Origin of the sequence: Paracoccus sp. M683 (assembly GCF_007096355.1) — a bacterium.
In the GTDB taxonomy this organism is placed as follows: Bacteria; Pseudomonadota; Alphaproteobacteria; order Rhodobacterales; family Rhodobacteraceae; genus Paracoccus.
This window is the reverse complement of sequence record NZ_VKDF01000001.1, coordinates 654377-680161: the sequence shown is the minus strand read 5'-3', so window position 1 is coordinate 680161 and position 25785 is coordinate 654377. Positions and strand designations below refer to the sequence as shown.

Genomic DNA, 25785 nt, shown 5'->3' with positions numbered 1-25785 from the left:
CGGATTTGGCAAAGGTTCAGGGTCGGGCGGTGCAGGATGGCGCGCGCAAGGGGGCGCTGGCGTTGCTGGCGGGTCTGCGCGAAGGGCGGACGCTGGCAGATCAGGCCGGGCGGCTGAACCATCTGTCGCAGGGTGATCGCGCGCGGGCACAGCGGCTGGCGCTGGCCGTGCTGCGCCACCGCGACCGGGCCGATGCCGTGCTGGGCCGGTTTCTGCAAAGGAAGCCCCGCCCCGAGGCTGCCGATGTGCTGCGCCTCGCCACCGTCGAGATGCTGGAACTGGGCGAGGCACCCCATGGCGCGGTCAATGCCGCCGTCGATCTGATGCGCGGCATGGGCAAGAAGGGGCAGGCGGCGGCGGGCATGGTGAATGCGGTGCTGCGCAAGGTGGCCGATGTCACCGATTGGGCCGATCTGCCGGTGCAGCCGCTGCCGAACTGGCTGCGCAAGGCGCTGGTCGCTGCCTATGGCCGCGAGGCGGTCACCGCGATGGAGGCCGCGCATCAGGCCGGCGCGCCGCTGGATCTGACGCTGAAACCGGGTGCGGTGGCGCCCGAGGGCGAGATGCTGCCAACGGGTTCGGTCAGGCTGGCCGGCTCGCCGCAACTTTCCGCGCTGCCGGGGTTCGATGCAGGCGACTGGTGGGTGCAGGACGTTGCTGCGGCGCTGGCCGCGAAGCTGCTGAATGTGCAGCCGGGCGAGCGGGTCTTGGACCTCTGCGCCGCGCCGGGGGGCAAGACGCTGCAACTGGCGGCTGCCGGCGCGCTGGTGACGGCGGTGGATATTTCCGATCAGCGCATGGCACGGGTGGCCGAGAACCTGGCCCGCTGTGACCTGACCGCCGATCTGGTCACCGCCGACGCGCTGGAATACCGCCCCGAGACGCCGCCCGATGCCATTCTGCTGGACGCGCCCTGTTCCGCCACCGGCACGATCCGCCGCCATCCCGATCTGCCCTTGCTGCGCGATGGCGACGGCGTGGCCGAGATCGCAAAGCTTCAGGCCGCGCTGATCGACCATGCGGTCGACATGCTGCCCCTGGGCGGGCGGCTGGTTTTCGCCACCTGCTCGCTGCTGCCCGCCGAGGGCGAGGATCAGCTGGCTGCCGCTTTGACCCGCCATCCGGGGCTGGAAGTCATCCGCCCCGATGCGGATTGGGTCGAACCTGGCTGGCTGACTGATGCCGGGGCGCTGCGGTTGCGGCCCGATTTCTGGGCGGATCGCGGCGGAATGGACGGGTTCTTCATCACGTCTCTGCGCAAAACCGCCTGAGTGCTGGACCTTGGGCGCGCGTGGCGGTAACTGACCGCCAAACCACGCCTGAGGATGATGATGACCGACCTTATCCCGCTGCGCCGCGCGCTGATCTCTGTTTCCGACAAAACCGGCCTGATCGAGTTTGCCCGCAAGCTGGATGCGCGGGGGATCGAGATCCTGTCGACCGGCGGAACAGCCAAGGCGCTGCGCGAGGCAGGGCTGACGGTCGTGGACGTGGCCGATGTGACCGGCTTCCCCGAAATGATGGATGGCCGCGTCAAGACCCTGCACCCGGCGGTTCATGGCGGGCTGCTGGCGCTGCGCGACAATCAGGAACATCTGGCCGCGATGGAGGCCCATGGCATCGGGCCCATCGACCTGTTGGTGGTGAACCTTTATCCGTTCGAGGAAACCGTGGCCAAGGGCGCGGGCTATGACGAGTGCATCGAGAATATCGACATTGGCGGCCCGGCGATGATCCGGGCTGCGGCCAAGAACCATGCTTTCGTCAACGTCATCGTCGATGTGCAGGATTACGACTCGCTGCTGGCCGAGATGGATGCCAATGACGACCGCTGCTCGCTGGTTTTCCGGCAGCGGCTGGCACAGACCGCCTATGCGCGGACGGCGGCCTATGACGCGGCGGTCTCGACCTGGATGGCGGGCGCGATTGGCGAGGAAACCCCGCGCCGCCGGGCCTTTGCCGGGACGCTGGCACAGGGGCTGCGCTATGGCGAGAACCCGCATCAGGCGGCGGCTTTCTATGTCACGGGCGAGGCGCGGCCCGGCGTGGCCACGGCGAAGCAGTGGCAGGGCAAGGAACTGTCCTACAACAATATCAACGACACCGACGCAGCGTTTGAACTGGTGGCGGAGTTTGACCCGGCCCAGGGCCCCGCCTGCGCCATCATCAAGCACGCCAATCCCTGCGGCGTGGCGCAGGGCGCATCCGCGCTGGAGGCCTATCGCCGTGCCTATGATTGCGACCGGACCTCGGCCTTTGGCGGGATCGTGGCGCTGAATCAGCCGCTGGACGGGGCGACGGCCGAGGAGATCGTGAAGATCTTCACCGAGGTGGTGATCGCGCCCGATGCCGACGCGGATGCCAAGGCGATCTTCGCGGCCAAGAAGAACCTGCGCTTGCTGACCACGGGCGGGCTGCCCGACCCGATGGCCGCTGGCCTGACCTTCCGGCAGGTGGCAGGCGGGTTTCTGGTGCAGGGCCGCGACAACGGCCATGTCGCCCGCGAGGCGCTGAAGATCGTCAGCAAACGCCAGCCCTCTGACGCCGAACTGGCCGATCTGATGTTCGCCTGGACCGTGGCCAAGCATGTGAAATCCAACGCCATCGTCTATGCCAAGGATCAGGCCACGGTGGGCATCGGCGCCGGCCAGATGAGTCGCGTCGACAGCACCCGCATCGGCCAGCGCAAATCGCAGGACATGGCCGAGGCGCTGGGCCTGCCCTTGGCGCTGACCGTGGGTTCGGCGGTAGCTTCGGATGCGTTCTTCCCCTTTGCCGACGGGATCGAGGCGCTGGCCGAGGCTGGCGCCAAGGCGGTGATCCAGCCCGGCGGGTCCATGCGCGATGCCGAGGTGATCGAGGCCGCCGACCGTCTGGGTCTGGCCATGGTCTTTACCGGCCAGCGGCATTTCCGGCACTGACATCATGGCGGATCGCAAAGCACCTTCTTCGGCCGGCAAATCGACGGCCAGCGCGCCGAAACCCAAGCCGCTCACGCCCAGGGTCGGCGAACCCGGCCCTCGGGCGGATAAGCCCGGCTCGATGCGGCTGGTGGCATGGGTCGCCGTGGCGGTCATCGTCATCGACCAGTTGCTGAAATACTGGATCGTCCATGGGCTGCGGCTGGACCGCCTGCGCGAAATCGACGTGCTGCCGCCCTGGCTGAACCTGCGCATGGCCTGGAACGAGGGCGTGAATTTCGGGCTTTTGTCCAGTGAACAGGATTTCATGCGCTGGGTGCTGATCGCCGTGGCGGTGGGCATCAGCATCTGGATCTGGGTCTGGCTGACCTGGTCCCAGCATGGCCGGCTGGCGCGGGTTGCGGGTGGGCTGCTGATTGGCGGGGCCATCGGCAATGTCATCGACCGGCTGTATTATGGTGCGGTGGCTGATTTCCTGAACATGTCGCTGCCGGGCTGGCAGAACCCCTACAGTTTCAACGTGGCGGACATCTCCATCTTTGCGGGGGCGATCGGGTTGATTCTGATGCCGTCGCAGGGCGGCGGCGAAAAGACGGCTGAAAAGAAGGTCGCCGAAAAAGCCCCGAAAAAGGGTGGCGACAAGACCCGTGACGAGGCGGGGAATTCGCGCTAGAACGGGCCAACAAGGAAAACGGGGGCAGGCCGGAATGCGGGCAATTGCGCTGACACTGACGATCGCGGCTGGTCTGGGGCTGGCCGGTTGCAGCAATGACGGGCGGCTGATGAACCTGAAATCGGGTCAGGACGGCCCGGATGAATTTGCGATTCTGCCGACCAAGCCGCTCAGCATGCCGCCCGACCTGGCGATGCTGCCCGCACCGACGCCGGGCGGGACAAGCATCACCGACCCGACGCCGTTTGGCGATGCGGTGGGTGCCCTGGGTGGCAATCCGCAGCGGCTGGCCAATCAGGGCATTGGCGCGGCGGATGGCGGGCTGGTGTCCTATGCCTCGCGCAACGGGGTGCAGCCGGGGATCCGTCAGGAACTGGCCGTGGCCGATCAGGCCTGGCGCGAGGCCAATTCGCGTCGCCTGCTGGAAACGCTGGCACAGACCAGCGTGTATATGCGCGCCTATCGCCCGATGATGCTGGACCCCGATGCCGAGCTGCTGCGCTGGCGTCGTGCCGGCGCCCGGACGCCAAGCGCCCCGCCCGCCGCCGAAGAATAGCGCGGGCAGGGCGGCAGCGCGGCGTTGCAGCCCGGTCAGGGCCGCAGCGCGGCACCCCAGGGATAGCGCCCGACCTTGATCGTCTTGATCGGCTTGCGGCTGGCGACATCGACCACGGTGACGTCGCCGGATACGCCATTGGTGGTGAATAGCTGCGACTTGTCGGGCGAAAAGGCCATATGCCAGACCCGGCGACCGACCAGAACATATTCCTCGACTTCAAGGCTGGCCATATTCACCACCGCGACGTGGTTCGAGGGCCCAAGCGCAACCCAGGCATATTCGCTGTTGCCGTCGAACTTGAAACCCACGGGCTGAATCTTGTCGGGATGGACATTGGGCATGTCAAAGCGGACCTTGCCCAGTTCTTCCTGCGTCGCGGCATCAAAGACGGTGATGGTGCCGCCGATTTCCGAACTGACCCACAGCTGGCTGCCATCATCGGTGAACTCGGCATGACGGGGGCGCGAGTCGACCAGCGTATTGGCAAAAAGCTGCTGGGTCTCGGTGTCGATCCAATGCGCCATATTGGTCGTTTCCGAGGTGGTGATCGCGACCTTGCCATCGGGGCTGACGGCCATCCCCTCGGGTTCGATGCCGACGTTGATCTGGGCCACGACCTGTTTGGTTTCGGTATCGACCACGGTGGTGATCGCGTCATCCTCGTTGGCGATGTAAAGATGGCGATTGTCGGGATGCAGGGCGAATTGTTCGGGATCTTCGCCCGATGGCAGCTCGTGCAGGATCTGCCCGGTTTCAGGGTCCATCACCTGCACCGTGTCGCTGTCCGAGGCGCAGATATAGACGACGCTGTAATCCTTGCTGAAGGTGATGCCGCGCGGGCGTTCGCCGGTGGGAATGGTCCGCGTCACCTCCAGCGTGGCGATGTCGATCACGCTGACGGTATTGTCCTTCTCATTGGTCACCCAGATTTCCGCCGCAGATGCGGGGAATGCGGCAAGAAGCGCGGCAGCAATGGTGGCGGTTCGCATGGCGGTCGTCCTTGTCTGGTCAGTCGGTAAAGGCGGTGCAGGCGGTTTCGGGCCGGTCGGTGCCCAGGGTGTCCAGCTCGGTTTGCTGATGCATGAAGCCCTCGATCGGGGCCAGCGCCACGACGGCGCGGTCGCTGACCAGCGGGATTGGCTGGCGCATCTGGCCGTCCCAGTCACGAAAGTTCTGCGGTCGTCCCTTGAAGCCGGCCAGTTGGAACTGATCCGACAGCAGGAAAGCACGCAGCGTGGCGGGATCGGCGCTGTTGGCGCGCGTCACCGCCTCGCCCAGGGCCCGGACAGCGGCCCATGCCGCATAGTCGGCCGATTGCATCTGCCGGCCGGTCAAGTCGGTGAACCGGCTTTGCAGCTGTGCCGCGCCAGATTGCTCGACCGAGGGTGACCAAGCCGCCGGCACGACGCCCTCGGTCCCGCCGGTGGGGCGGGGCAGCCAGGTGTTGAAGGGAATATAGCGGTCGAAATCATCCAGCGTGTCGGACAGCAGCAGCAGGTCGTAATCGCCGAAATCCTGGGTGAACAGCGGCACCTCGGCGCTGGCATTGCGGCGCATGTCGGCATCGAAGGCCCAGGTCTTGCGAGCGGTGATCTTCTGCCCGAATTTCGTGGCCGAGCTTTCCAGCGCCGCGCTGAAGGCAGCATCGCCGGGATGACTGCCCTGGATCAGCACCAGATCGGACCAGCGGCGCCAGGCAATGAACTGCATCAGCGCGTCGGTCAGCATCGAATCTGATGGCGCGCTGTGCAGGATGTTCGCACGGCAATCGGCCCCGCGCAGCGCATCCTCGCCCCGCGCGACGTTGAAGATCAGCGCGCCCTGGGCTTCGGGCAGATCGGCGATCTGGACCAGCAGGCCAGCAGGCGCATCGACCAGCAGAAAGGGGGTGGTGGCCAGCGCCTGCCGTGCGGCGGCCAGCACGTCATCGCCTTCGGGCACCTGGGTCTCGGTCAGCCGGTAATCATGGCCCATGAAGCTGCCGGTGGTGGCATTGTCATCCCGCCCCAGACGGGCGCCGGCAAGGCCCAGATCCTCGGGCGGGGGGGGCAGATTGGACAGGATCGGCGGCGGCGGCACCTGCACGCGCAGCCAGCCGATCGGAACGGCCAGTGTCTCGGCCATGGCGGGCAGGGCGATGCCGCAGCACAACAGCGCGCCGCAGGCAAGCTGGCGCAGTCTCGCGGTGATATGGACTGTCTCTGTCGTCATCTGATCCTCCCCCCTGATCACGATAGGCGGCGGTCGCGCGATGCCAATTCGACCATGGTGCAATGCGCCGACCCCGATGGCGGCCCGCGCCGACACCAATGTCGAATAGCCCGCCGATGCGGCCCCGCCTTACACCGATGGAACGGCAACAGGCTGATGAGGAGGAACTCGCCATGCCCGGACATTCAAAGACGACAGACCGCCTGACATTGGCCGCGGCCCTTTGCGCGGCGATCCTGGCGCCTGCCGCCGCGATGGCGCATGGCGACGTGGCCCCCCAGGCCGTCGATACCAGCGGACTGCCCGCCTTGGGCAATGACGACTGGCTGACCGAAAACCCCTATCGCGCCGAGGCCGTGGGCGAGGATGTCTGGCGCAAGGCCATTGATGTCGGCGCCTCGGGCTATAACCAGAACTGCGCGCGCTGCCACGGGCTAGAGGCGATTTCGGGCGGTCTGGCCCCCGATCTGCGTTTCCTCGAGGCCGAGGAATATGGCGACGAATGGTTCACCGAACGGTTCCGCGAAGGCTATACCCAGAACGGCATCACCAAGATGCCCGCCTTTGGTGAATTGCTGGGGCAAGAGGCAAACTGGGCGATTCGCACCTATGTCGAAACCCGGCCCGATGACGGCCAGATCACCGATGCCTCGTCCGAACTGACCGAGATCCGCGACGATCTGAAGGCGGCGGCGGATGGTGGCGCGGCTGACAGCGCGGCCATCGCGACGCGACTGACCGAGATCGGCAGCGGCATCGAGACCATGTCGGGCGCCCCTGTCGCCGACAGCATCGCCAGCCGTGCCGCCCGCGTGTTGCAGGCCAAGCCCGACGCCTATGCCGAGGCGGCAGAGATCCTGACCGTCGGGTTGTCGGCGGCGCACTGAGATGGCCGGGCCAGCCACCCTAATGGCAGGAAGGGGCGCGACATTCGCCCTTTTCGCCGTTCTGGCATTGGCTGTGGCCCTGCCGGGTCCGGCCCTTGCCCAGCAGGCGCAGCCACAGGCGCCGCTGTCGCCCTTTGCGGTGACGAACACGCCTTCGGCCGGGACGGTTGCGGGCAAGCAGGATCCTTGTGCCGATTATGTGCCCCAGGCCAAGCCGCAGAACGCCAGCCGCGACATTGTCGGGCAGGATCTGGATCAGATCGTTGAACGCGGCTTCATGACCTTTGCCGTCTATGACGATTTTCCGCCTTATTCCTGGCAGCAGGATGGCCAGCCGCAGGGCGTCGATGTCGAAATTGCGCGGCTGATCGCGGATGAACTGGGGGTAACGCCGCGTTTCACCTTTGTCATGGCGGGCGAAAATCTGGAAACCGACCTGCGGCTGAACATCTGGCAAGGCTCGGCGCTGAATGCACCAGTGTCGAATGTGATGATGCGGGTGCCCTATGACAGCCATTTCGCCTGCCGGGTCGAGCAGGTGGTGTTCAACGGCCAATATGCCGAGGAAAGCATCGCCATCGCCTATGCGGAAAAGGACTATCCCGATGGCGGGCCGGTGCCGGCCTATTTCCGCATCGACACCGTGGGGGTCGAGAATGATTCGATCAGCGATTTCTATCTGACGGGCTTTGCCGGCGGGCAGACGGCCGCCGGGGTCCGGCGCTTTCCCAAGCTGGCCGATGCGATGGCGGCGCTTGCGGGGGGCGAGGTGATGGCGGCGATGGGGCCGCGTGGCCAGCTGGAATACTGGATCGCCCGGCTTGGCCCGGATGCCGGGATTGCCCTGCATCAGCCGCCGCTGCCCGGTCTGGCCAAGTCCCGCTGGACCTTGGGCACGGGCGAGCATTTCGCCCATCGCCCGCTGGCCTATGCGGTGGATGACGCCATTGCCGCAGGTCTGGCCGATGGGCGGATTGCGGCGATTTTTGGGAAGTTCGGGATGACGCATCAGGCGCCGCAGAGATAGCGCGGCAAATGTCGGCAAAGCAGGCCCGGTGTCGTGATCGTGGCTTAGGAAATGTCCCTGAACTTGGGGTGCAAGAAATCGTCATTGGCGATCACGACCTGGGCCATCAGGTCCGGTCGGATCTCTTGAAAATAGAGGTCGCATGCGGCCTGATAGCGTTTTTCATGAAGGTCCCTGGCGATTGCCAAGCTGCCAAGCCGGGGGGCGTCTCGCTGCGCACCACGCTCGGTCGCAACGTTCCGGCTTACATCCAGAAAAACGGTAAAGTCCCAAGCATCGCGCAGAACAGATGCCAGCAAAAAGCTGCCATCGACGATCAGGATCGTGTCCCGAGTGACAGAAATCGGTTCCGGGTTCAGGGGTCGATCGCTTTCAAGATCAAGCGAACCGGTTTGCACCTGCCAACTTGCCTCGTCGCTTTCATTGACAAGACCAAGCGGTTGGAGAAGCCGCCGACGAACGGCGGCGAGGTCATAGGCGTCTTCATAATATCCGCGCGCAGACGCACGCCCTTTGCGATGTCGAACCGCAGATGGGTTATGAAAGCCATCCACACCGACATGAAGGACTGGCCGCCCATGTTCCTCTATGGCCAGAGCCAACTCAGTTGCAAAAGTCGTCTTTCCCGATGCGATCCGACCATTGATCGCGACTCGAACGGGATGAGGGCGCTGCAGCGCCGTGATCTTTTGAACCAGCAGCGAAATCACCTTTTCACGCGAATGCATCCCTAACCCATATGATCTGTTTTCAATGGCGGGCAGGCTATCTCTGCCTATGGGGCGTAAGCAAGGCGCGCGGGCAAAGGATTGTCTGGTGCACACCAGCAGACCATTTTTCATTCCTCGAATGGCAGATACGCCCGCCCCACCGACCATCACCCCCCCGATGGCACCACCGAGGCCAGAAACGCCCGCAGATCGTCGGTATTCAGCGGCTTGGGCATCAGACCCAGCCCCTCGGCCAGACAGGCCTCGACCAATGCGGGCGAGCGGTCGGCGGTGACGATGCGGCCGGGGCGGCGGCCAAAGCGAGCCTCGACCTCGCGCGCAAGGTCAAGGCCGGTTTCGCCCTCTCCCAGCTGGTGATCCAGCAGAACGGCGTCGGGCACGATACCGGCCTCGTCCAGAAGGGTCAGCGCCTCGGCATAGGATCCGGCCTCCAGCACGCTGACGCCCCAGCCATCCAGCAGATCCACCATCGCCTCGCGGATCTGGGTGTCGTCATCGACGACCAGCACGATCAGGCCGGCATCTGGCAGCACCAGATCGCCATCCCTCGCCGGTTCATGCGCGGGCGCAGGCGAGGCCTCGCTGGCCATTGGCACCGTGACCTTGAAGGCGCTGCCACGTCCGGGGACCGAACATAGCGACAGGTCATGTTCCAGTCGCGCGCAGGCGCGTTCGACGATGGCAAGGCCCAGCCCCATGCCCTCGCTGGCGCTGGCGCGGCGGTTCAGGCGGCGAAATTCCTCGAAGATGACGCGCTGATCGGCCTCGCGGATGCCGGGGCCGGTATCCCAGACCTCCAGCCGCAGGGCATTGCCCTGACGGCGCGCGCCCACCAGCACCCGCCCCGAGGGGGTATAGCGGATCGCGTTCGAGATCAGATTTTGCAGGATGCGTCGCAGAAAGCCGGCATCGCTGATGACATGGGCGCTGCTGGGCATGACCCGTAGATCCAGCCCTTTGGCCGCCGCCAGAGGGGCAAAGGCGCTGGCCATCGGGCGCAGGATGTCCACCAGCGGAAAGCCGTAGCGGTCAAGTGGGTCATCCTCGCTGTCCAGACGGGATATATCCAGCAGCGCCTCGATGATGTCCTCGACATTTTGCAGGGCCTGCTCGGCCTTGGCGATGGTGTCGCCATGCGGGCCTTCCTTGGCGCCGGTCAGATACAGTTTGGCGGCGGACAGCGGTTGCAGCAGGTCATGGCTGGCGGCGGCGACAAAGCGGTTCTTGGCCGCGTTCGACCGTTCGGCCCCGCGCAGCGCCTGTTGCAGCTCGGCCGTGCGGGCGCGGACGCGCTGTTCAAGCGACTGGTTCACGCGGGCCAGATCGGCCACCGTGGCGCGTTCGCGGGTCACGTCGGTCAGGCTGATGATGAAACCGTTATCGGGCAGGTGCTGCATGAAGGTTTCCAGCGTCCGGCCCTGCATGTCGCTGAGTTCCTGAAACACCGGCGCGGTCCGCTTGCGCTGATCGCGCACCCAATCGGTGATGCGCGTGCGGGTATCGGCATCGGGCATCAGGTAAAGCTGCTGCAACTGTTCGGCCACCCGTTCGAAATCGGCGCCGATGCGAAAGGCGGTGGGCGGCAGCCGGGTCAGGATGCGGAATTGCGAGTTCCACAGCACCAGCCGTGCATCGCGGTCAAAGACCGCCACGCCCTGAACCAGATGATCCAGCGCCGCCCGGATCACCTGTGACTGGTTGTCCAGCAGGTTGTCGCGGGTGGCGCGTTCCGCCCGGATCAGGTCGGTCACGTCGGTCTGGATGATCGCGGTGCCGCCATTCGCGGTGCGGTGTTCGCTGATCTGCATCCAGTGATCGCCGGTCAGCCCGATGGTCAGGTTGGCATGGGGCTGGCCGTGGCTGTCCATCCGGCCGCTGCGCCAGTCCTCGCGCGTCACGGCGCGCGGCAGGCGCAGATGGGCGCTGTCACTGGCCAGCTGGATATATTCGGCAAAGCGCATTCCCGCCAGCAGCCTGTCGCGCACATCGCGCAGGCCCCAGCAAAAGCGCGTGTTGAACAGTTTCAGCCGGTCGTCCTGATCGAACAGGGCAAAGCCTTCCTGCACGGTTTCCAGCGCGCTTTCGACATCGCGGCGTTCACGCTCGATCAGGGTATTGGCATCGGACAGGCGCTGATTGCTTTCGTTCAGCAGACGCAGCGCCGTTTCCAGTTCCGAGGTGCGGCGGCGCACCTCTTCCTCCAGCACGACGGCGCGTTCGAACTGGGCATAGGCGGCGCCGTCCGCGTCGGTCTGCGTCTCGACCCGGTTCATCAGCGCGGTGCAGATTGCCGTCAGCTTGGTGATCTGGCGTTCGGGCGGATCGGCGGGGTTCAGCAGGCTGTCGGTCATCGCCGCTGTGCCTGCTGCGGGTGATAGAAGGCCACCCCGGTCATGGTCATGTTCACATGGGTCGCGCCATATTGCTCGCCATAGGTCGAGAAGCCCACGACATCATGGCGGCGGAAGGTATCCGACATCTGATGCACGCGCTGGGTCTGTTCGGCCTCTTGCCGGCGCAGCACGCAGTCGCAGATCAGCACCCGATCCAGATCGCCGGCATCGGCGATGGCCCGCAGATCCTCGGCCAGCGTCTGCGCGATGTCGCGGGTATTGGCCAGCGTCAGCACGACGCCCTCGTCAATGGCCGAGTAAAAGACCAGATCGCCATCCTCGGTCACCCGCTGGATCGAGCGGACGTAATATTGCCCGCCCACCCGCACCACCAGCGGATGTCCGGCAAAGGTAAAGGTCGACAGCTGATCGGGATCCTTGCCAAGGATGCGCGCATATTCGCGGGCCGCCGGCTCGTCATTGATGCGCCGGACGATGCGGCGGTCGCGGTCGGCCTGGGTCACCACCATCCGCCGGGTGCCGGGTTCCAGATGATCAAAGCTGAACACCTTGATCGGGCAATCGGTGCGCACAAAAGCCAGCACGGCGGCATTGGTCATCACCCGCCCGCCCCGCGCCACAAGGCAGCGGTCAAAGCGCTGCCCGTCCCCGGCCGAGCCGCCGAACAGAGGCACCGGCCCCAGACCCTGCGCCACGACCCGCATCAGCGCGTCCTCGCGCATGGTCAGGCCGTCGACCATCAGAAAGGCAAATTCGTGGTGAAAATCCGGGTCGGCGCGGGATGCGGTCTTGCGAGCAAGGATCAATTCGCGGATCTGCGTGGCCGCGTCCAGCCGGTGCAGGTCGGGAATGGCGACGGTCGCGGCGCGGAAATGAGCGTGCGGCAGGCCAAAGGCGACGATGCGCCCCTCGATATAGCCATGTTCGATCTCGCCAGCCGTGGTGCAGGCGATGACCTGGGTGTCGGGCATCGCCTCGGCGGCGGCGGCGCAGACGGCCGCGAAATCGGCGCGCGGCGTCACAAACAGCGCCAGCAGCGCCAGATCATTGCCCAGCTGGTCGCGCAGCGCACCGCCAATATCGGGGCAATCTGCCGCCAGTGTGGCAACGCGGGTCAGGCGTGCGGCATCAGTCCCGGCCCCGTTCGTCACGTTTCAAACGAACCCAGGCTGCCGATCCGGGCCTCTTGCGCGACCAGAACGGCCTGGGTGCGGCTGTGGACGCCCAGCTTGCGCATGATCGAGGTGACATGCGCCTTGACGGTGGTTTCCGCGATCGACAGTTCATGCGCGATCTGCTTGTTGAACTTGCCCTCGCAGATCAGCGCCAGGATCCGGGCCTGCTGCGCCGTCAGGCTGTTCACCCGATCAACCGCCGCATTGCCCGGCGTGGCATCGCCGGCGCGGGGCAGAACGGTGCCTTCGGGCAGGAAGGTCTGGCCGCTGGCGACAGCGTCAAAGGCCGATTGATAGACGTGGCGCTGGCTGTGCTTGGGCACGAAACCCGCCGCGCCGGCGCCGATGGCTGCGGCGATGATGCGCGGATCGGTGACCGATGACACGATCAGCACCAGCGCGCCCGGCGCGGCACGGCGCACCTGCAACAACCCCTCCAGCCCGTCGACATCGGGCAGGTTCAGGTCCAGCAGGATGATGTCGGGCGCCGGACCCGAGGTCAGCCGGGCGACGGCCTCGTTCAAGGTCTCGACGGCGGTGACATCGGTGATGCCCCTGACCATGCGCAAGGTGATCGAGATCGCGTCACTGAACAACGGGTGGTCCTCGACGATCAGGGCGGTTTCGATCCGGCGCGGCTGGCCATTTCGGGACGATTCGGGGGGTGAGGCATTCGGCTGCATGAAGCCAGCATAGCGCGATTGCAAAGCGCCGCGCCACGGTTCCGTGTAGATGGGGGGACGGGTCATGTTTCTACCGTTGAAATATCGCCATTGGCGGCAATTGCAGTGATCCGGGTAACCGAGGGGCCGGCCCGGTGCAGGATGTCGGCCAGCTGGGCATGGTTGCAGAAGCACAGCGCCGTCGACAGCCCGTCTGCCAGGCCCGCGCTGTCTGCCTCGACGCTGATGGTGGACCATTGCGGCGGTGCCTCGCCCTGCGGGTTCAGGATATGGCCGCCCGACCCAAGGGCCATGGCGGCGGGCGAGGATGTGGCGATGGCATTGCCCCTCAGCGGGCGGTCCAGCACCAGCCCAAGGGCGGGATCGGCGATGCCGACGCGCCACGGGCCGCCAAGGGCCGCGAACTCGCCCAGATCGACCAGCGCCCCGGTCAGCCCGAGCCGGGCCAGCGTCTCACGCAGCGCATCGGCGGCATAGCCCTGGGCGATGCCGTTCAGGGTCAGCGCCTGTCCCGGCGCCAGTTTCACGCCGCGGGATTTGGTTTGCAGGCGGTTCCAGCCGATCGCCTTGCGCGCGGGCCGGGAATCCTCGCCCCGCGCCAGTGCCAGCCACAGCGGTTGCACGGTTGGGTCAAACAGCCCGCCGGTCAGGTGGTGAACATGGTCCGACAGCCGCAGAAGCCGGATGAAATCGGGGGCAAGGTCGGGCAGAAAGCCCGCCGCGTTCAGCCGCGACACGGCCGAGCCGGGATCATGCAGGTTGAACAGCGCCTCGATCTGGCGCAGCCGGGTCAAGGCGGCATCCAGCGCCGGGCCGGTCTGGTGGGCCGGGCCATGCAGGGTGATCCGCGCCTCGGCACCCAGAGCCACGCCTTGCCAGTCGGCCGGTGGCGCGGCCTGCCCTGCCTGTCCGGCCAGCAGGCTGGCGCAGGCGCTGATGGTCAGGAAGCGGCGGCGCGACAGGGGGGCGGCGGTCGTGGGCGCGGTCGGGCGGGTCATTCGGCGGCCTCGGGGATGGGCATCGCCCGGCGGCGGCTGGCCAGCACCAGCGGCACGCACCTGCGGGCATCGTCATGGATGGTCACGCAATCAAGGCATTGGAAGCATTCGGAATAATTGATTTCGCCGGTCTTGCGGATGGCGGCATAGTTGCAGCGCACCCGGCACAGCTGGCAGGGCGATCCGCATTCGGCGCGCCGCGCGATCCAGTCGCGCCCGCGCAGCAGGCCGCCGATGGCCATCAGCGCGCCAAGCGGGCAGAGATAGCGGCAGAATCCCTTGAAGGTGAACAGCCCCAGCACCAGCCACAGGGCCGCATAGGCGACGTAATACCAGTCGCGGATGAAAAACGTGGTGATGGCGGTCTTGAACGGCTCGATCTCGGCGGCCTTGTCCAGATGGCCGGGCGCGATCAGCATGGTCGCCACCAGACCGGCCAGCGCCGCATATTTCAGCGATTTCAGCCGCGCATCCCACCGGGCAGAAGGCTCGATCCGGGGCAGGCGCAGGGCGCGGCCGATATGATGGGCAAATTCCTGCAAGGCGCCAAAGGGGCACAACCAGCCGCAGAACAGCCCGCGCCCCCACAGGACAAACCCGATGACCGCCGCCGCCCAGACCAGCAGCGAGAACGGATCATACAGCAGAAAGCCCAGACTGCCCCCGTCGATCAGCGCGCGACCCATGGCCAGCGGCGTGACGATGGACAGCTGGCCCTGACCCCACCAGCCGACAAAGCCCAGCACAACGGCCAGGATCACCAGCCGAACCGGGGTATAGCGCGGCAAACCCGCCAGCCAGCTCTGCCGCAGCAGCAGCACCGGCAACAGCGCCGCCAGACCGGCGGCCAGCAGGATCACGTCGGCCTGGCGGTTCAGCAGCGCCTCGCGCCAGGGGGGCAGGGTCTGGATCGCCTGGGTCTGGCGAAAAAAGCGCGGATCCGAGACATAGTCGACGGCGATATGCTGGCTGCCCAGTTCGGGCTGGAACATGCCATGTTCGCGGATGACCTGAACATTCAGCACCCAATCCGCGACCGGGTTGAAGCCAAGCCGCCGATCCGCCCTCAGGATCATTGCGGTGCCGTCATGCAGCGCGGCAGGAACGCCCTCACCCAGCCCGACCAGCAGATCGGCATCGCGCAGCGCCACCGGCAACCCGTTCTGCTCCGCCGTCAGCCGGTCGGGGGCGGTATTGCGCACGAAATCGGCCGAGACCAATCCGTGCCGCCCGCTGTCGATGACCAGCAGGGCCTCGTCATCCGGCGAGATGCGCTGAAAAGCCTGCAATTCGGCCAGGGTGGCCGGGTCCAGCACGGCGCGGGCGATGGCGGGCGGGCCGATATCGACCAGCCACAGATCGAGAAAAGCGCCATCGGGGTCGGCCTTCGCATCCGGGTCGTCATCGGCAAAGACGGTGCCGGCGAACAGCGCGTCGACCTGAGCATTGCTGACGCGGCGGTTCACGGCCAGCCCCTGCGCGACCAGATCGGCCCATGTCAGCGCCTCGTCGTGATCGGGATCGGGCGCGGCCGGGGGGCCGCTGGCGATGCCCTGCATCCGTTCCCGCGCCACCTGAAGCGTGGCCGCCATGATGCTTTCATGTGCGATCCTGACGCTGGCCGTGGCCTTGGTCACCCCGTCCAGATAGACCAGATCGCTGCCCGCGCCGCCCGCGCCATAGGCATTGCCCACCACCATCGGGTCAGCGATGGACAGGCCGCGATATTGTTCGAAAAACGCATGAAACGGCGCCTGACCCAGGCCCGAGACAAAGATCGGCTCGTTATGGTCCAGCAGCCTGACCTCGATGAAGCGGCCGTTCAGGTCCAGCACCACCAGCATGTTGATAGCGGCACCTGAAAAGCCGGGCAGGGGCGCCAGCGGTCCCGTTTCGAACACATAGCCGGCCAGCGCCCCGCCCGAGTTCAGCAGCTGATAGACACCATTGTCCGACAGCGCCTCGCCCAGTTCCATCGGCGGCGCGATCAGCGCGGCGATCCGGTCCTGCGGGCTGGGCGCAAGCTGAGGCGCTGCCGCGACGGGGACGGGCAGAAGCAGACGGGCAAGCAGAAGAAGCGAAACCAGAACCTTGCGCATGGACTGAAATTAGCCAACCGCCGGGCCTTGCCGGAATTATACTTAGGTCTAGACCCCTGTTTACGACCTTGGTGCCGCTGGCCAGATGGGCCGGTCGGGCCTAGCCTCTCCGGCAGGAGGAAAAGATGCCGCATTTCCGCACCTGCCGTCTTGCCCTTTGCCTGTGCCTTGGCGTTGCGATGGCCGCGCCGGCGGCCTTGCCTGCCGATGCGCAGGACGCCGATCCCGGCGGCACGCTGAACCCCGATGAACTAAGCATGGACCGCATGATCCAGAACGCCCGCGAGGGGCGGCTGGACATGATCACCTGCGCCTCGGGCTATGCCATGACGAAGAAGGGCGATCACGACATCGCACGCGAAACCTTTGGCGCCTGTGCCGAGGCCGGCTGGACCGCTGCGATGACGTGGATGAGCCAGCTGGACAATAACGGCCTTGGCGGCCCCTATGACCCCGACGCCGCCGCGGAATGGAGCCGTCGCGCCGCCGAGGCAGGCGACCCGATCGGCAAGTTCAACTATGGGCTGGATCTGATCCGTGGCCATGGCGTCGCGCGGGACGAGGCCGCAGGGCGGGCGCTGGTCGATCAGGCCGCAGCCGAGGGTGTGGCGCAGGCCGTGCGGCTTCGCAATGCCGGCTATGATCCCGACGAGGTCACGCCCGACGCCGATGCCTGGCGCTATGGGCCGATGTTCTGACGCGCGCGTGACGGCGCGAATCGCCTGGTCCCGAATCCTCGACCAAAGTCTTACTACGATGCGCGAATTGATCGGTTTTCGGGGTCGCCGTTAACTCGACCAAGCGGGCGCGTCTTGCGCTTGTCGCATGGGAGGAGACCGATGAAACTACTCAGCGCAACCGCGATCATGGCGGTCATGGCGGCCTTTCCCGCCGCAAGCCAGGTAACGGAAGAGGATCTGGCCAACGACCAGACCGTAACCGAATCCGTGCTGACCAACGGCATGGGGCGCGATTTGCAGCGCTTCAGCCCTCTGGACAAGATCAACAAGGAAAACGTCAGCCAGATGGTGCCGGCCTGGGCCTTTTCGATGGGTGGCGAAAAGCAGCGCGGGCAGGAAAGCCAGCCGCTGATCTATGATGGCATGATGTATGTCACCGGGTCCTATTCGCGGCTTTACGCGATCGACCTGAAGACCGGCAACGAGGTCTGGCAATATGATGCCCGACTGCCCGAAGGCATCCTGCCCTGCTGCGACGTGATCAACAGGGGCGGGGCGATCTATGGCGACAAGATCTATTTCGGCACGCTGGACGCGCGCATCGTCGCGCTGGATCTGAAAACCGGCGACGTGGTCTGGCGCGACCAGATCGCTGATTACAAGGCCGGCTACAGCTATACCGCCGCGCCGCTGATCGTCGATGGGCTGGTCATCACCGGCAATTCCGGCGGCGAGTTCGGCGTTGTCGGCGAGGTCCAGGCCCGCAATGCTGACACTGGCGAGATCGTCTGGACCCGCCCCGTGATCGAGGGTCACATGGGCACGCTGAACGGGCAGGAAAGCACCATGACCGGCACGCTGAACGCCACCTGGCCGGGCGATCTGTGGAAAACCGGTGGCGGTGCGACCTGGTTGGGTGGTTCCTATGATGCCGATACCGACACGCTGGTTTTCGGCACCGGCAACCCGGCCCCCTGGAACAGCCATCTGCGCAATGCCGGCAAGCCGGTCGAGGGCAATGCAGGCGACAACCTCTATGCCGCCTCGCGACTGGGGATCGACCCCAAGACCGGCGAGATCAAATGGCATTTCCAGACCACCCCGCGCGAGGGCTGGGATTATGACGGCGTGAACGAGGTCGTCAGCTTCACCGATGCCGAGGGTGCCAAGAAATACGCCACCGCCGACCGCAACGGCTTTTTCTATGTGCTGAACCGCGAGGATGGCGCCTTTGTCGACGCTTGGCCCTTCGTCAAGGACATCACCTGGGCCAGCGATATCGACGACAATGGCCGCCCCGTCTATGTCGAGGAAAACCGCCCCGGTGATCCTTCGGCCGCGACCGAGGGCCAGAAGGGCGAGACGGTGTTCTCTGCCCCCGGCTTCCTGGGTGGCAAGAACTGGATGCCCATGGCCTATAGCCAGAAGACCGGGCTGTTCTATGTGCCCTCGAACGAATGGGGCATGGATATCTGGAACGAGCCTGTGACCTACAAGCAGGGCGCCGCCTATCTTGGCTCGGGCTTTACCATCAAGCCGATGTATGAGGACCATATCGGTTCGCTGAAGGCCATCGACCCGATGACCGGCGAATGGAAATGGGAGGTCAAGAACAACGCCCCCCTGTGGAGCGGCGTGATGACCACCGCCGGCGGTCTGGTTTTCTATGGCACCCCCGAGGGCGAGTTCATCGCGCTGGATGACGAAACCGGTGACAAGCTGTGGTCGTTCCAGACCGGCTCGGGCATCGTCGGCCAGCCCGTCACCTGGGAATCCGAGGGCGAACAATATGTCGCCATTGTCTCGGGCTGGGGCGGCGCGGTGCCCCTGTGGGGCGGCGAGGTTGCCAGCAAGGTCAATTATCTGAACCAGGGCGGCATGGTCTGGACGTTCAAGCTGCCCTCGGGGGCCAGCACGGCAGCCGCACCCGCCGAACCCAGCAACGGCTGATAGATCTCCCTTGCCGAATGGCGAAACTGTGCCCGCCGGTTCTGCGACCGGCGGGTTTTCTTGTGCTGCCATGACGCAAGCCACATTGGTCTGGTTCGTGGGATATTTACGCCGGTGATTACAACCGACGGTCCTAGGCCCTCGGCTTCATGGCGTCGCTTTGGCCGTATGGCCGGCCGCTTTGGGCCATGTCGCCACCGGCGGCACTATTGCCGGTAAATTTGAAATGGCAATGACTTTAATGTCCAGCCGCCGAATTTTCCATTTTCAACGAGGCCAGATGACTTAAATGTCATGTTGAACAAATTTGTTCATTTGCATAGCGTGCAAGAACCCCAAAAGACAATCTGTAGCCACGAAGCGGTTCACAACGGCCAAAAACAATACATTCAGGAAGGTTTCATGGGACATTCTAACCTGACGATCGCGCGCATCTGCGCGGCTTTAACCTTCCTTGTCGCGCTGTCGGCGTGTGACACGTCAGGCGGGGGAGAGGGTTCCAGGCTGATGCTCACCGAGGCGCATCCTGAATCCAAACAAATGGCGCGTATTGCTGCCCGGACGGTAATCGAAAACTGCCTGAACGCATCCGCAAGGCAACTGGCGGCCAATTCTTCCGGTGGGCCGCAGGTTCACGTCCTCAGCGGGGCCAAGGCCTTTGATGTGATCGCTGAAGCCAACAGGATGATATACGCCAGTGCCGCTACGGCGAAATTTATTGGGGGTGGGGTGAAATCCGGCGATTACGAGGTCCGCTGCTCAAGCGGCAATTATCTGCATTATGTCGATTCCCGCACATTCGCGGCCGAATTGGCAGCTGTCCTTCCCGCGCTTCCGGCCGGCGTCGAGGCACTGGATATAGACGTCAGCACGTCCAGTCAGTTCAGTCGCCGCTTCATGTTTCGTCCTCTGCCCGGTCCTGCGTCCAATGATTTTCGGAAGGCCGGCCTGATGGTGTCTGCGAATGTTGGCGGTCCGATCGCGCTATACAGCGGCGAAGATATTCCCATCGCGACCAAATTCGAACTCTTTATGCTGATCCCTGCGGAATATACCGACCGGCCAATGGTCGAGGTTCAGCGCCAGATGATGCAACGCCTCGATCCCGAAGATGTTGCTGGTCTCAATGAACGTATTGCCTCGGAACAGGCCGAAAGACTGGGACAGCGCCGACGGTATATCGAGGATGTCCGGCAGGGCGAACGAGAAGAGGAGCGACAGGCCGCCGAAGGTCGTGCCAAGGTGAAGGCCTTTGAGGATGCATCAAGCCGCCGCGGAGCCGCAATCATGGGCGCAGCCGTTACCGGCGCGTTTCAAGGGCTTGAGCAGCAGCAAGAACAATTCGACGCAATCGACCGGCAACTGGGAACCACGCCGCAGGCGCGTGCCGAACGTCGGTTAGAGAATGCCGCAAGTCAACCAGGCTCGACGGGCAATCTGTCTTTGACGTCGGATTGCGCGCGCGTCCTGAACCCGCCGGCCAGCCATCCGCAGCTGCCGCCAGTCAGGCATCCAACCTGCGACGATGCTGGCCTGCGCGCGGCCGAGGCGACGATGCGCAGCCAGATGCAGGAATATGATCGGGGGGTTGCGATACGCGCCGAATCTGCCGGTGCGCTGGAAGCCCGCAAGGCGGCCATGGAGTCGGAAAAGGCCTCTGCCCTTGCAAGACAAGAGGCCATCTGCCGCGCCCATGTCGCCGATGGTGGCAATATCTGTTCGTCGCTGTGCCCAAGCACGATGACGAAGGGGTGCGCTGCGATCGAAAAGCACTAGGTCAGTCGGCCGTCGATCAAGATCGCGATCAGCGTCCGATTTGCGCTGCGCCCGCGTTGCTGGCCGGGGTCTTTGCGGCGTGCCGATTTACTGGATGCGCGTTCCGCCGATCATGGCGCGGCCCCTCAGGAGATCTCGCGCCATGGACTTGACCCAGATCCTGACCTTTGCCGGCGTTGCCGCCCTGCTGGTGATGTCGCCCGGTCCCAACGGCCTGCTGATCGCCCGGACCGTGCCCACGTCCGGGCGCGCCGCCGGTTTCGCCAATATCGCCGGTTTCATTGCCGCATTCCTTGTCCACGGCACGCTGTCGATCCTGGGGATCTCGGCGGTGCTGATGGCCTCGGCCACGGCTTTCGCGGTAATCAAGCTGCTGGGCGCCGCCTATCTGATCTGGATCGGCATCAAGGCGCTGCGCAGCGCCTGGCGCGGGCAGCCGGCGTCGGTCCGGGTTCAGCCGGCGCGCCGGACCCGCAGCCTGCATCGCGCCTTTACCGAGGGCTTTTTGACCAATGCGCTGAATCCCAAGGTTTCCATGTTCTATCTGGCGGCCTTTCCGCAGTTCATCGCGGCCAGCCATGCCGGGCCGGCTGCGGCCTATCTGCTGGTCGCCGTGCATTCGCTGATCAACGCCGTCTGGTTCGGCTGGATGGTGCTGATGTTCGCCCGCCTGACGCGGTTGGCGCGCGACGGCCGCTTCCAGCGCTGGTTGCAGGGCGTTACCGGCATTGTGTTCGTGGGTTTCGGGCTGAAACTGGCCAGCCTTCGCCAGGGCTAGGCGCGGCGGCCCGGATTTGCCCGACATTCGATGTTTTTCCCTGCGGTCAGGCCGCCTCTGGCGCTTGCGGGGTCGAAATGGCTTCCTATATAGACCAGCGAAGGCCGGCGCATGTATGCAAGGCGCCGGAATTTTTGGGATCGGGCCATGGGGGCCATAACGGACCCAGGGCCCAGAATATCGCCGTTAGAAAGGTTACATGAATGTCTAAAGTCATCGGGATCGACCTCGGCACCACGAACAGCTGCATCGCCATCATGGACGGCAGCCAGCCGAAGGTGATCGAGAACAGCGAAGGTGCGCGGACCACCCCGTCCATCGTCGCCTTCACCGAAAGCGAACGTCTGGTCGGCCAACCTGCGAAACGCCAGGCCGTGACCAACCCCACCAACACCATCTTCGCCGTCAAGCGCCTGATCGGCCGTCGCCTGACCGACGCCGAAGTCGAGAAAGACAAGAAGCTGGTGCCCTATTCCATTGTCGATGGCGGCAATGGCGACGCCTGGGTCGAGGCCCGTGGCGAGAAATATTCCCCCTCGCAGATCAGCGCGATGATCCTTCAGAAGATGAAGGAAACCGCCGAAAGCTATCTGGGCGAGACCGTGTCGCAGGCCGTGATCACCGTGCCGGCCTATTTCAACGACGCACAGCGTCAGGCCACCAAGGATGCCGGCAAGATCGCCGGCCTGGAAGTGCTGCGCATCATCAACGAGCCGACCGCGGCCGCGCTGGCCTATGGTCTGGACAAGAAGGAAAACAAGACCATCGCCGTTTATGACCTTGGCGGCGGTACCTTCGACATCACCATTCTGGAAATCGACGACGGCTTGTTCGAGGTGAAATCCACGAACGGCGACACCTTCCTGGGTGGCGAAGATTTCGACATGCGGATCGTGAACTATCTGGCGGACGAGTTCAAAAAGGAACACGGCGTCGACCTGACCAAGGACAAGATGGCCCTTCAGCGCCTGAAAGAGGCGGCTGAAAAGGCCAAGATCGAACTGTCCTCGGCCTCGCAGACCGAAATCAACCAGCCGTTCATCAGCATGGACAAGGAAAGCGGCGTGCCGCTGCACATGGTTGTCAAGCTGACCCGTGCGAAACTGGACAGCCTTGTTGGCGAACTGGTCAAAAAGACGCTGAAGCCATGTCAGGATGCGCTGAAGGATGCCGGCGTCAGCAAGGGCGACATTGACGAGGTGATCCTTGTCGGTGGCCAGACCCGCATGCCGCTGGTGATCGAAGAAGTCACCAAGTTCTTCGGCAAGGAGCCCCATAAGGGCGTGAACCCCGATGAGGTCGTGGCCCTTGGCGCGGCTGTTCAGGGTGGCGTTTTGCAGGGCGACGTGAAGGACGTGGTGCTGCTGGACGTGACCCCGCTGTCCCTGGGGATCGAAACCCTTGGCGGCGTGTTCACCCGCCTGATCGACCGCAATACCACCATCCCGACCAAGAAAAGCCAGATCTTCTCGACCGCCGAGGATAACCAGAACGCCGTGACGATCCGGGTGTTCCAGGGCGAGCGCGAGATGGCTGCCGACAACAAGCTTCTGGGTCAGTTCAACCTTGAAGACATCCCGCCGGCGCCGCGCGGCCTGCCGCAGATCGAGGTGACGTTCGACATCGACGCCAACGGCATCGTTTCGGTCAGCGCCAAGGATAAAGGCACCGGGAAAGAGCAGAACATCACCATCCAGGCCTCGGGCGGGCTGTCCGACGAGGATATCGACCGGATGGTGAAGGATGCCGAGGAAAACGCCGAAGCCGACAAGGGCCGTCGCGAGCTGGTCGAAGCCAAGAACCAGGCCGAAAGCCTGATCCACTCGACCAAGAAATCGCTGGAAGATCATGGTGACAAGGTCGACGGCTCGACCGTCGAGGCGATCGAACTGGCCGTTGGCGCGCTGGAAGATGCGGTGAAATCCGAGGATGCCGGCAAGATCAAATCGGGCATCCAGAACGTCATGGATGCGTCCATGAAACTGGGCGAGGCAATCTATAAGGCGCAGTCCGAACAGGGCGGCAGCGATGATGGCGATGCCGATACCGGCGGTCCGCGTGACGTTGATGATGATATCGTTGACGCTGATTTCGAAGATCTCGGCGACGACAAGCGCAAGTAAGCGTAAGGCGACTCACCGGCCGGTCCGCGACCCTGCGGGCCGGCTTTTTCCGTGAGGGTCCAGAACAGGAAACTACATGGCGAAACGCGACTATTATGATGTTCTGGGCGTGGCACGCGGCGCCTCGGGCGATGAGATCAAGAAGGCCTATCGCCAGAAGGCCAAGGAGCTGCATCCCGACCGGAACAAGGATGACAACAGCTGCGAGGCCCGTTTCAAGGAAGTGAACGAGGCCTATGACTGCCTGAAGGACGACCAGCGCAAGGCAGCCTATGATCGCTTTGGCCATGCGGCCTTTGAAAACGGCGGCATGGGCGGCGGCTTCGGCGGTCGCGGCGGGCATCCCGGCGATTTCGGCAGTGCCTTCGCCGATGTGTTCGAGGATCTTTTCGGCGACATGATGGGTGGCCGTCGTGGCGGCGGCGGTGGCCGGACACGGGCACAGCGCGGTCAGGATCTGCGCTATAACCTGCGCGTCACGCTGGAAGAGGCCTATCAGGGCATCCAGAAAAAGATCACGGTCCCCGGCTCGGTCGCCTGCGATTCCTGCAATGGCACTGGCGCCGAGGGTGCGATCGAACCGGCAACCTGCCCGACCTGTTCCGGCATGGGCAAGGTCCGTGCGCAGCAAGGCTTTTTCACTGTGGAACGCACCTGCCCGACCTGCGGCGGTCAGGGCCAGATCGTCAAGAATCCCTGCAAATCCTGCGGCGGCGCCGGCCGGATCGAGAAAGAGCGTGCCCTGTCGGTGAATATCCCGGCTGGCGTGGAAACCGGCACCCGCATCCGACTGGCCGGCGAGGGCGAGGCCGGGATGCGCGGCGGCCCGGCGGGCGATCTGTATATTTTCGTCGAGGTCCAGGAACACGCGATCTTTTTGCGCGATGGCAAGATGCTGGCCTGCCAGGTGCCGGTCAGCATGACCACCGCAGCACTTGGCGGCGAGGTCGAGGTGCCCACGATCGACGGCGGTCGGTCGCGTGTGAAGGTGCCGGCGGGCAGCCAGTCGGGGCGTCAGATGCGGCTGCGCGGCAAGGGCATGCCGCCGCTGCGCCACGGCGCCGGCGCCCATGGCGAGCCGGGCGACATGCTGATCGAACTGACCGTCGAAACCCCGGTGAACCTGACAGCGCGACAGCGGGAATTGCTGCGCGAATTTGAAAGCGTCAAAGCCGATAACAGCCCGCAATCGGATAGCTTTTTCAAGAAAGTCAAAGGATTCTGGGACGACATGACCAGCTGATCCGGGCCGCGGCAGGCCATTCGCCCGCTGCGGCTTAACGCTTTTTTCATCGGCGTCATGACAGTCTGCCTGCATGGACCCGAATCATCAGTTTACCGAAGCCCCCATGCCGCTATTTGCGCCGGCGCCCGATGATGTCGGGCTGGTCCCGCCGCTGCCTGCGGGCAACCGCGACAAATCGTCACCCTCTTACCTTGCTGACCACCGCGCCCGGCTGCGCGAACGCTTCCTGGCGGGCGGGGCAGCGGCCATGCCCGATTACGAATTGCTTGAACTGCTGCTGTTCCGCGCCATTCCGCGCCAGGATGTCAAACCGCTCGCCCGCCGCCTGATCCAGCATTTCGGCGACTTCAACCGGGTCATCTCGGCCATGCCATCGCGGTTACAGGACGTTACCGGTGTCGGCCCGGCTGTCATCACCGAATTCAAGATCGTCGAGGCCGCGGCGCAGCGACTGGCCCGCGCCAGGGTAATGAACCGCCCCGTCCTGTCGGGTTGGCAGGCGCTGTTGGACTATTGCCATACCGCCATGGCCCATGCCGAGACGGAACAGTTCCGCACGCTGTATCTGGACCGCAAGAACAACCTGATCGCAGATGAAGAACAGGCGCGCGGCACGGTCGATCATGTGCCTGTTTATCCTCGTGAAATCATGCGCCGCGCGCTGGAACTGAACGCCTCTGCGCTGATCCTGGTGCATAACCACCCCTCGGGCGACCCCACCCCGTCCGAGGCGGACATCACCATGACGCATCGCATCGCCAAGGCTGCCGACAGCTTGTCGATCACCCTGCATGACCATCTGATCATCGGAAAATCGCGCGAAATCAGTTTTCGTGCCGAAGGCCTGATCTGACAGCGGGCCTGCGATTCGTCCGTGAATTACCGTCTCCATCAGCCGTGTCCAAATATCCCTG

General features: G+C 64.6%; 21 protein-coding genes. 13 read left to right on the top strand and 8 right to left on the bottom strand.

The window, feature by feature from the left end; genetic code table 11:
- The first annotated feature begins 5 nt into the window (after positions 1-5).
- The 4 genes from FNJ84_RS03110 to FNJ84_RS03095 are packed head-to-tail and all read left to right on the top strand — an operon-like array spanning position 6 to position 4150.
- On the top strand, positions 6-1271 hold the full coding sequence (locus FNJ84_RS03110) for an RsmB/NOP family class I SAM-dependent RNA methyltransferase (RefSeq protein ID WP_143791433.1): 1266 nt from the start codon (positions 6-8) through the stop codon (positions 1269-1271).
- Positions 1272-1331: 60 nt separating this feature from the next.
- Positions 1332-2921 carry a bifunctional phosphoribosylaminoimidazolecarboxamide formyltransferase/IMP cyclohydrolase gene (gene purH / locus FNJ84_RS03105; protein WP_143791432.1) on the top strand — a complete coding sequence of 530 codons (1590 nt, stop codon included), beginning with the start codon at positions 1332-1334 and terminating at the stop codon, positions 2919-2921.
- A 4-nt stretch (positions 2922-2925) separates the two neighbouring features.
- Positions 2926-3594 (top strand): signal peptidase II, encoded by a 669-nt coding sequence (gene lspA, locus FNJ84_RS03100; protein ID WP_363323829.1) that lies wholly within the window; start codon positions 2926-2928, stop codon positions 3592-3594.
- A 34-nt stretch (positions 3595-3628) separates the two neighbouring features.
- Positions 3629-4150, top strand: a complete 522-nt coding sequence (locus FNJ84_RS03095) for a DUF3035 domain-containing protein (protein WP_143791431.1) — start codon at positions 3629-3631, stop codon at positions 4148-4150.
- Positions 4151-4185: 35 nt separating this feature from the next.
- On the opposite strand, the gene FNJ84_RS03090 is transcribed toward FNJ84_RS03095, so the two are convergent.
- Positions 4186-5142, bottom strand: a complete 957-nt coding sequence (locus FNJ84_RS03090; RefSeq protein WP_143791430.1) for a YVTN family beta-propeller repeat protein — start codon at positions 5140-5142, stop codon at positions 4186-4188.
- A gap of 19 nt (positions 5143-5161) precedes the next feature.
- Positions 5162-6364 carry an ABC transporter substrate-binding protein gene (locus tag FNJ84_RS03085; protein ID WP_363323827.1) on the bottom strand — a complete coding sequence of 401 codons (1203 nt, stop codon included), beginning with the start codon at positions 6362-6364 and terminating at the stop codon, positions 5162-5164.
- A 173-nt stretch (positions 6365-6537) separates the two neighbouring features.
- On the opposite strand from FNJ84_RS03085, the gene pedF reads away from it, so the two are divergent.
- Positions 6538-7251, top strand: coding sequence for a cytochrome c-550 PedF (gene pedF / locus FNJ84_RS03080; protein ID WP_143791429.1), 714 nt, complete (start codon positions 6538-6540; stop codon positions 7249-7251).
- A 22-nt stretch (positions 7252-7273) separates the two neighbouring features.
- Positions 7274-8278, top strand: coding sequence for an ABC transporter substrate-binding protein (locus FNJ84_RS03075; RefSeq protein WP_185968399.1), 1005 nt, complete (start codon positions 7274-7276; stop codon positions 8276-8278).
- A 44-nt stretch (positions 8279-8322) separates the two neighbouring features.
- On the opposite strand, the gene FNJ84_RS03070 is transcribed toward FNJ84_RS03075, so the two are convergent.
- The 6 genes from FNJ84_RS03070 to FNJ84_RS03045 all read right to left on the bottom strand — a co-directional run bounded on the left by FNJ84_RS03070 (position 8323) and on the right by FNJ84_RS03045 (position 16318).
- Entirely contained in the window at positions 8323-9006 is a 684-nt protein-coding gene (locus tag FNJ84_RS03070; RefSeq protein ID WP_185968398.1) for a hypothetical protein, read from the bottom strand.
- Positions 9007-9155: 149 nt separating this feature from the next.
- The gene (locus tag FNJ84_RS03065) at positions 9156-11360 is read right to left on the bottom strand and encodes a PAS-domain containing protein (RefSeq protein ID WP_143791427.1); all 2205 of its coding nucleotides are present in this window, start codon (positions 11358-11360) and stop codon (positions 9156-9158) included.
- On the bottom strand, positions 11357-12514 hold the full coding sequence (locus FNJ84_RS03060) for an FIST N-terminal domain-containing protein (protein ID WP_255471012.1): 1158 nt from the start codon (positions 12512-12514) through the stop codon (positions 11357-11359). Before FNJ84_RS03060 ends, FNJ84_RS03065 begins: the two co-directional genes overlap by 4 nt.
- Entirely contained in the window at positions 12511-13221 is a 711-nt protein-coding gene (locus tag FNJ84_RS03055) for a response regulator transcription factor (RefSeq protein ID WP_143791494.1), read from the bottom strand. Before FNJ84_RS03055 ends, FNJ84_RS03060 begins: the two co-directional genes overlap by 4 nt.
- 62 nt (positions 13222-13283) lie before the next feature.
- Positions 13284-14219: an FAD:protein FMN transferase gene (locus tag FNJ84_RS03050; protein WP_143791426.1), complete on the bottom strand. Its 936-nt coding sequence runs from the start codon at positions 14217-14219 to the stop codon at positions 13284-13286.
- Complete coding sequence (locus FNJ84_RS03045) at positions 14216-16318, bottom strand: 4Fe-4S binding protein (RefSeq protein ID WP_143791425.1); 2103 nt, start codon at positions 16316-16318, stop codon at positions 14216-14218. Before FNJ84_RS03045 ends, FNJ84_RS03050 begins: the two co-directional genes overlap by 4 nt.
- 125 nt (positions 16319-16443) lie before the next feature.
- Between FNJ84_RS03045 and FNJ84_RS03040 the strand changes: the two genes are divergently transcribed.
- The 7 genes from FNJ84_RS03040 (at position 16444) to radC (ending at position 25724) form a co-directional block, all read left to right on the top strand.
- Positions 16444-17016, top strand: coding sequence for a sel1 repeat family protein (locus tag FNJ84_RS03040; RefSeq protein WP_363323825.1), 573 nt, complete (start codon positions 16444-16446; stop codon positions 17014-17016).
- Positions 17017-17157: 141 nt separating this feature from the next.
- Complete coding sequence (locus tag FNJ84_RS03035) at positions 17158-18948, top strand: PQQ-dependent methanol/ethanol family dehydrogenase (RefSeq protein ID WP_143791424.1); 1791 nt, start codon at positions 17158-17160, stop codon at positions 18946-18948.
- Positions 18949-19242: 294 nt separating this feature from the next.
- Complete coding sequence (locus FNJ84_RS03030; protein ID WP_143791423.1) at positions 19243-20724, top strand: hypothetical protein; 1482 nt, start codon at positions 19243-19245, stop codon at positions 20722-20724.
- Between the two features lie 142 nt (positions 20725-20866).
- Positions 20867-21502 carry a LysE family translocator gene (locus FNJ84_RS03025; protein ID WP_143791422.1) on the top strand — a complete coding sequence of 212 codons (636 nt, stop codon included), beginning with the start codon at positions 20867-20869 and terminating at the stop codon, positions 21500-21502.
- Between the two features lie 203 nt (positions 21503-21705).
- The gene (dnaK, locus tag FNJ84_RS03020) at positions 21706-23625 is read left to right on the top strand and encodes a molecular chaperone DnaK (protein ID WP_143791421.1); all 1920 of its coding nucleotides are present in this window, start codon (positions 21706-21708) and stop codon (positions 23623-23625) included.
- A 76-nt stretch (positions 23626-23701) separates the two neighbouring features.
- Positions 23702-24868, top strand: coding sequence for a molecular chaperone DnaJ (gene dnaJ, locus FNJ84_RS03015; protein WP_143791420.1), 1167 nt, complete (start codon positions 23702-23704; stop codon positions 24866-24868).
- A 73-nt stretch (positions 24869-24941) separates the two neighbouring features.
- On the top strand, positions 24942-25724 hold the full coding sequence (gene radC, locus FNJ84_RS03010) for a DNA repair protein RadC (protein ID WP_143791419.1): 783 nt from the start codon (positions 24942-24944) through the stop codon (positions 25722-25724).
- Positions 25725-25785 lie beyond the last annotated feature (61 nt).

Coding starts and splice junctions, on each gene's coding strand:
- lspA (WP_363323829.1), top strand. CDS start 2,926: ATGGCGGATCGCAAAGCACCTTCTTCGGCCGGCAAATCGACGGCCAGC.
- radC (WP_143791419.1), top strand. CDS start 24,942: ATGGACCCGAATCATCAGTTTACCGAAGCCCCCATGCCGCTATTTGCG.
- dnaK (WP_143791421.1), top strand. CDS start 21,706: ATGTCTAAAGTCATCGGGATCGACCTCGGCACCACGAACAGCTGCATC.
- FNJ84_RS03025 (WP_143791422.1), top strand. CDS start 20,867: ATGGACTTGACCCAGATCCTGACCTTTGCCGGCGTTGCCGCCCTGCTG.
- dnaJ (WP_143791420.1), top strand. CDS start 23,702: ATGGCGAAACGCGACTATTATGATGTTCTGGGCGTGGCACGCGGCGCC.
- FNJ84_RS03075 (WP_185968399.1), top strand. CDS start 7,274: ATGGCAGGAAGGGGCGCGACATTCGCCCTTTTCGCCGTTCTGGCATTG.
- FNJ84_RS03065 (WP_143791427.1), bottom strand. CDS start 11,360: ATGACCGACAGCCTGCTGAACCCCGCCGATCCGCCCGAACGCCAGATC.
- FNJ84_RS03045 (WP_143791425.1), bottom strand. CDS start 16,318: ATGCGCAAGGTTCTGGTTTCGCTTCTTCTGCTTGCCCGTCTGCTTCTG.
- FNJ84_RS03030 (WP_143791423.1), top strand. CDS start 19,243: ATGTTGAACAAATTTGTTCATTTGCATAGCGTGCAAGAACCCCAAAAG.
- FNJ84_RS03070 (WP_185968398.1), bottom strand. CDS start 9,006: ATGCATTCGCGTGAAAAGGTGATTTCGCTGCTGGTTCAAAAGATCACG.
- FNJ84_RS03085 (WP_363323827.1), bottom strand. CDS start 6,364: ATGACGACAGAGACAGTCCATATCACCGCGAGACTGCGCCAGCTTGCC.
- FNJ84_RS03095 (WP_143791431.1), top strand. CDS start 3,629: ATGCGGGCAATTGCGCTGACACTGACGATCGCGGCTGGTCTGGGGCTG.
- FNJ84_RS03050 (WP_143791426.1), bottom strand. CDS start 14,219: ATGACCCGCCCGACCGCGCCCACGACCGCCGCCCCCCTGTCGCGCCGC.
- FNJ84_RS03035 (WP_143791424.1), top strand. CDS start 17,158: ATGAAACTACTCAGCGCAACCGCGATCATGGCGGTCATGGCGGCCTTT.
- FNJ84_RS03090 (WP_143791430.1), bottom strand. CDS start 5,142: ATGCGAACCGCCACCATTGCTGCCGCGCTTCTTGCCGCATTCCCCGCA.
- FNJ84_RS03055 (WP_143791494.1), bottom strand. CDS start 13,221: ATGCAGCCGAATGCCTCACCCCCCGAATCGTCCCGAAATGGCCAGCCG.
- pedF (WP_143791429.1), top strand. CDS start 6,538: ATGCCCGGACATTCAAAGACGACAGACCGCCTGACATTGGCCGCGGCC.
- FNJ84_RS03040 (WP_363323825.1), top strand. CDS start 16,444: ATGCCGCATTTCCGCACCTGCCGTCTTGCCCTTTGCCTGTGCCTTGGC.
- purH (WP_143791432.1), top strand. CDS start 1,332: ATGACCGACCTTATCCCGCTGCGCCGCGCGCTGATCTCTGTTTCCGAC.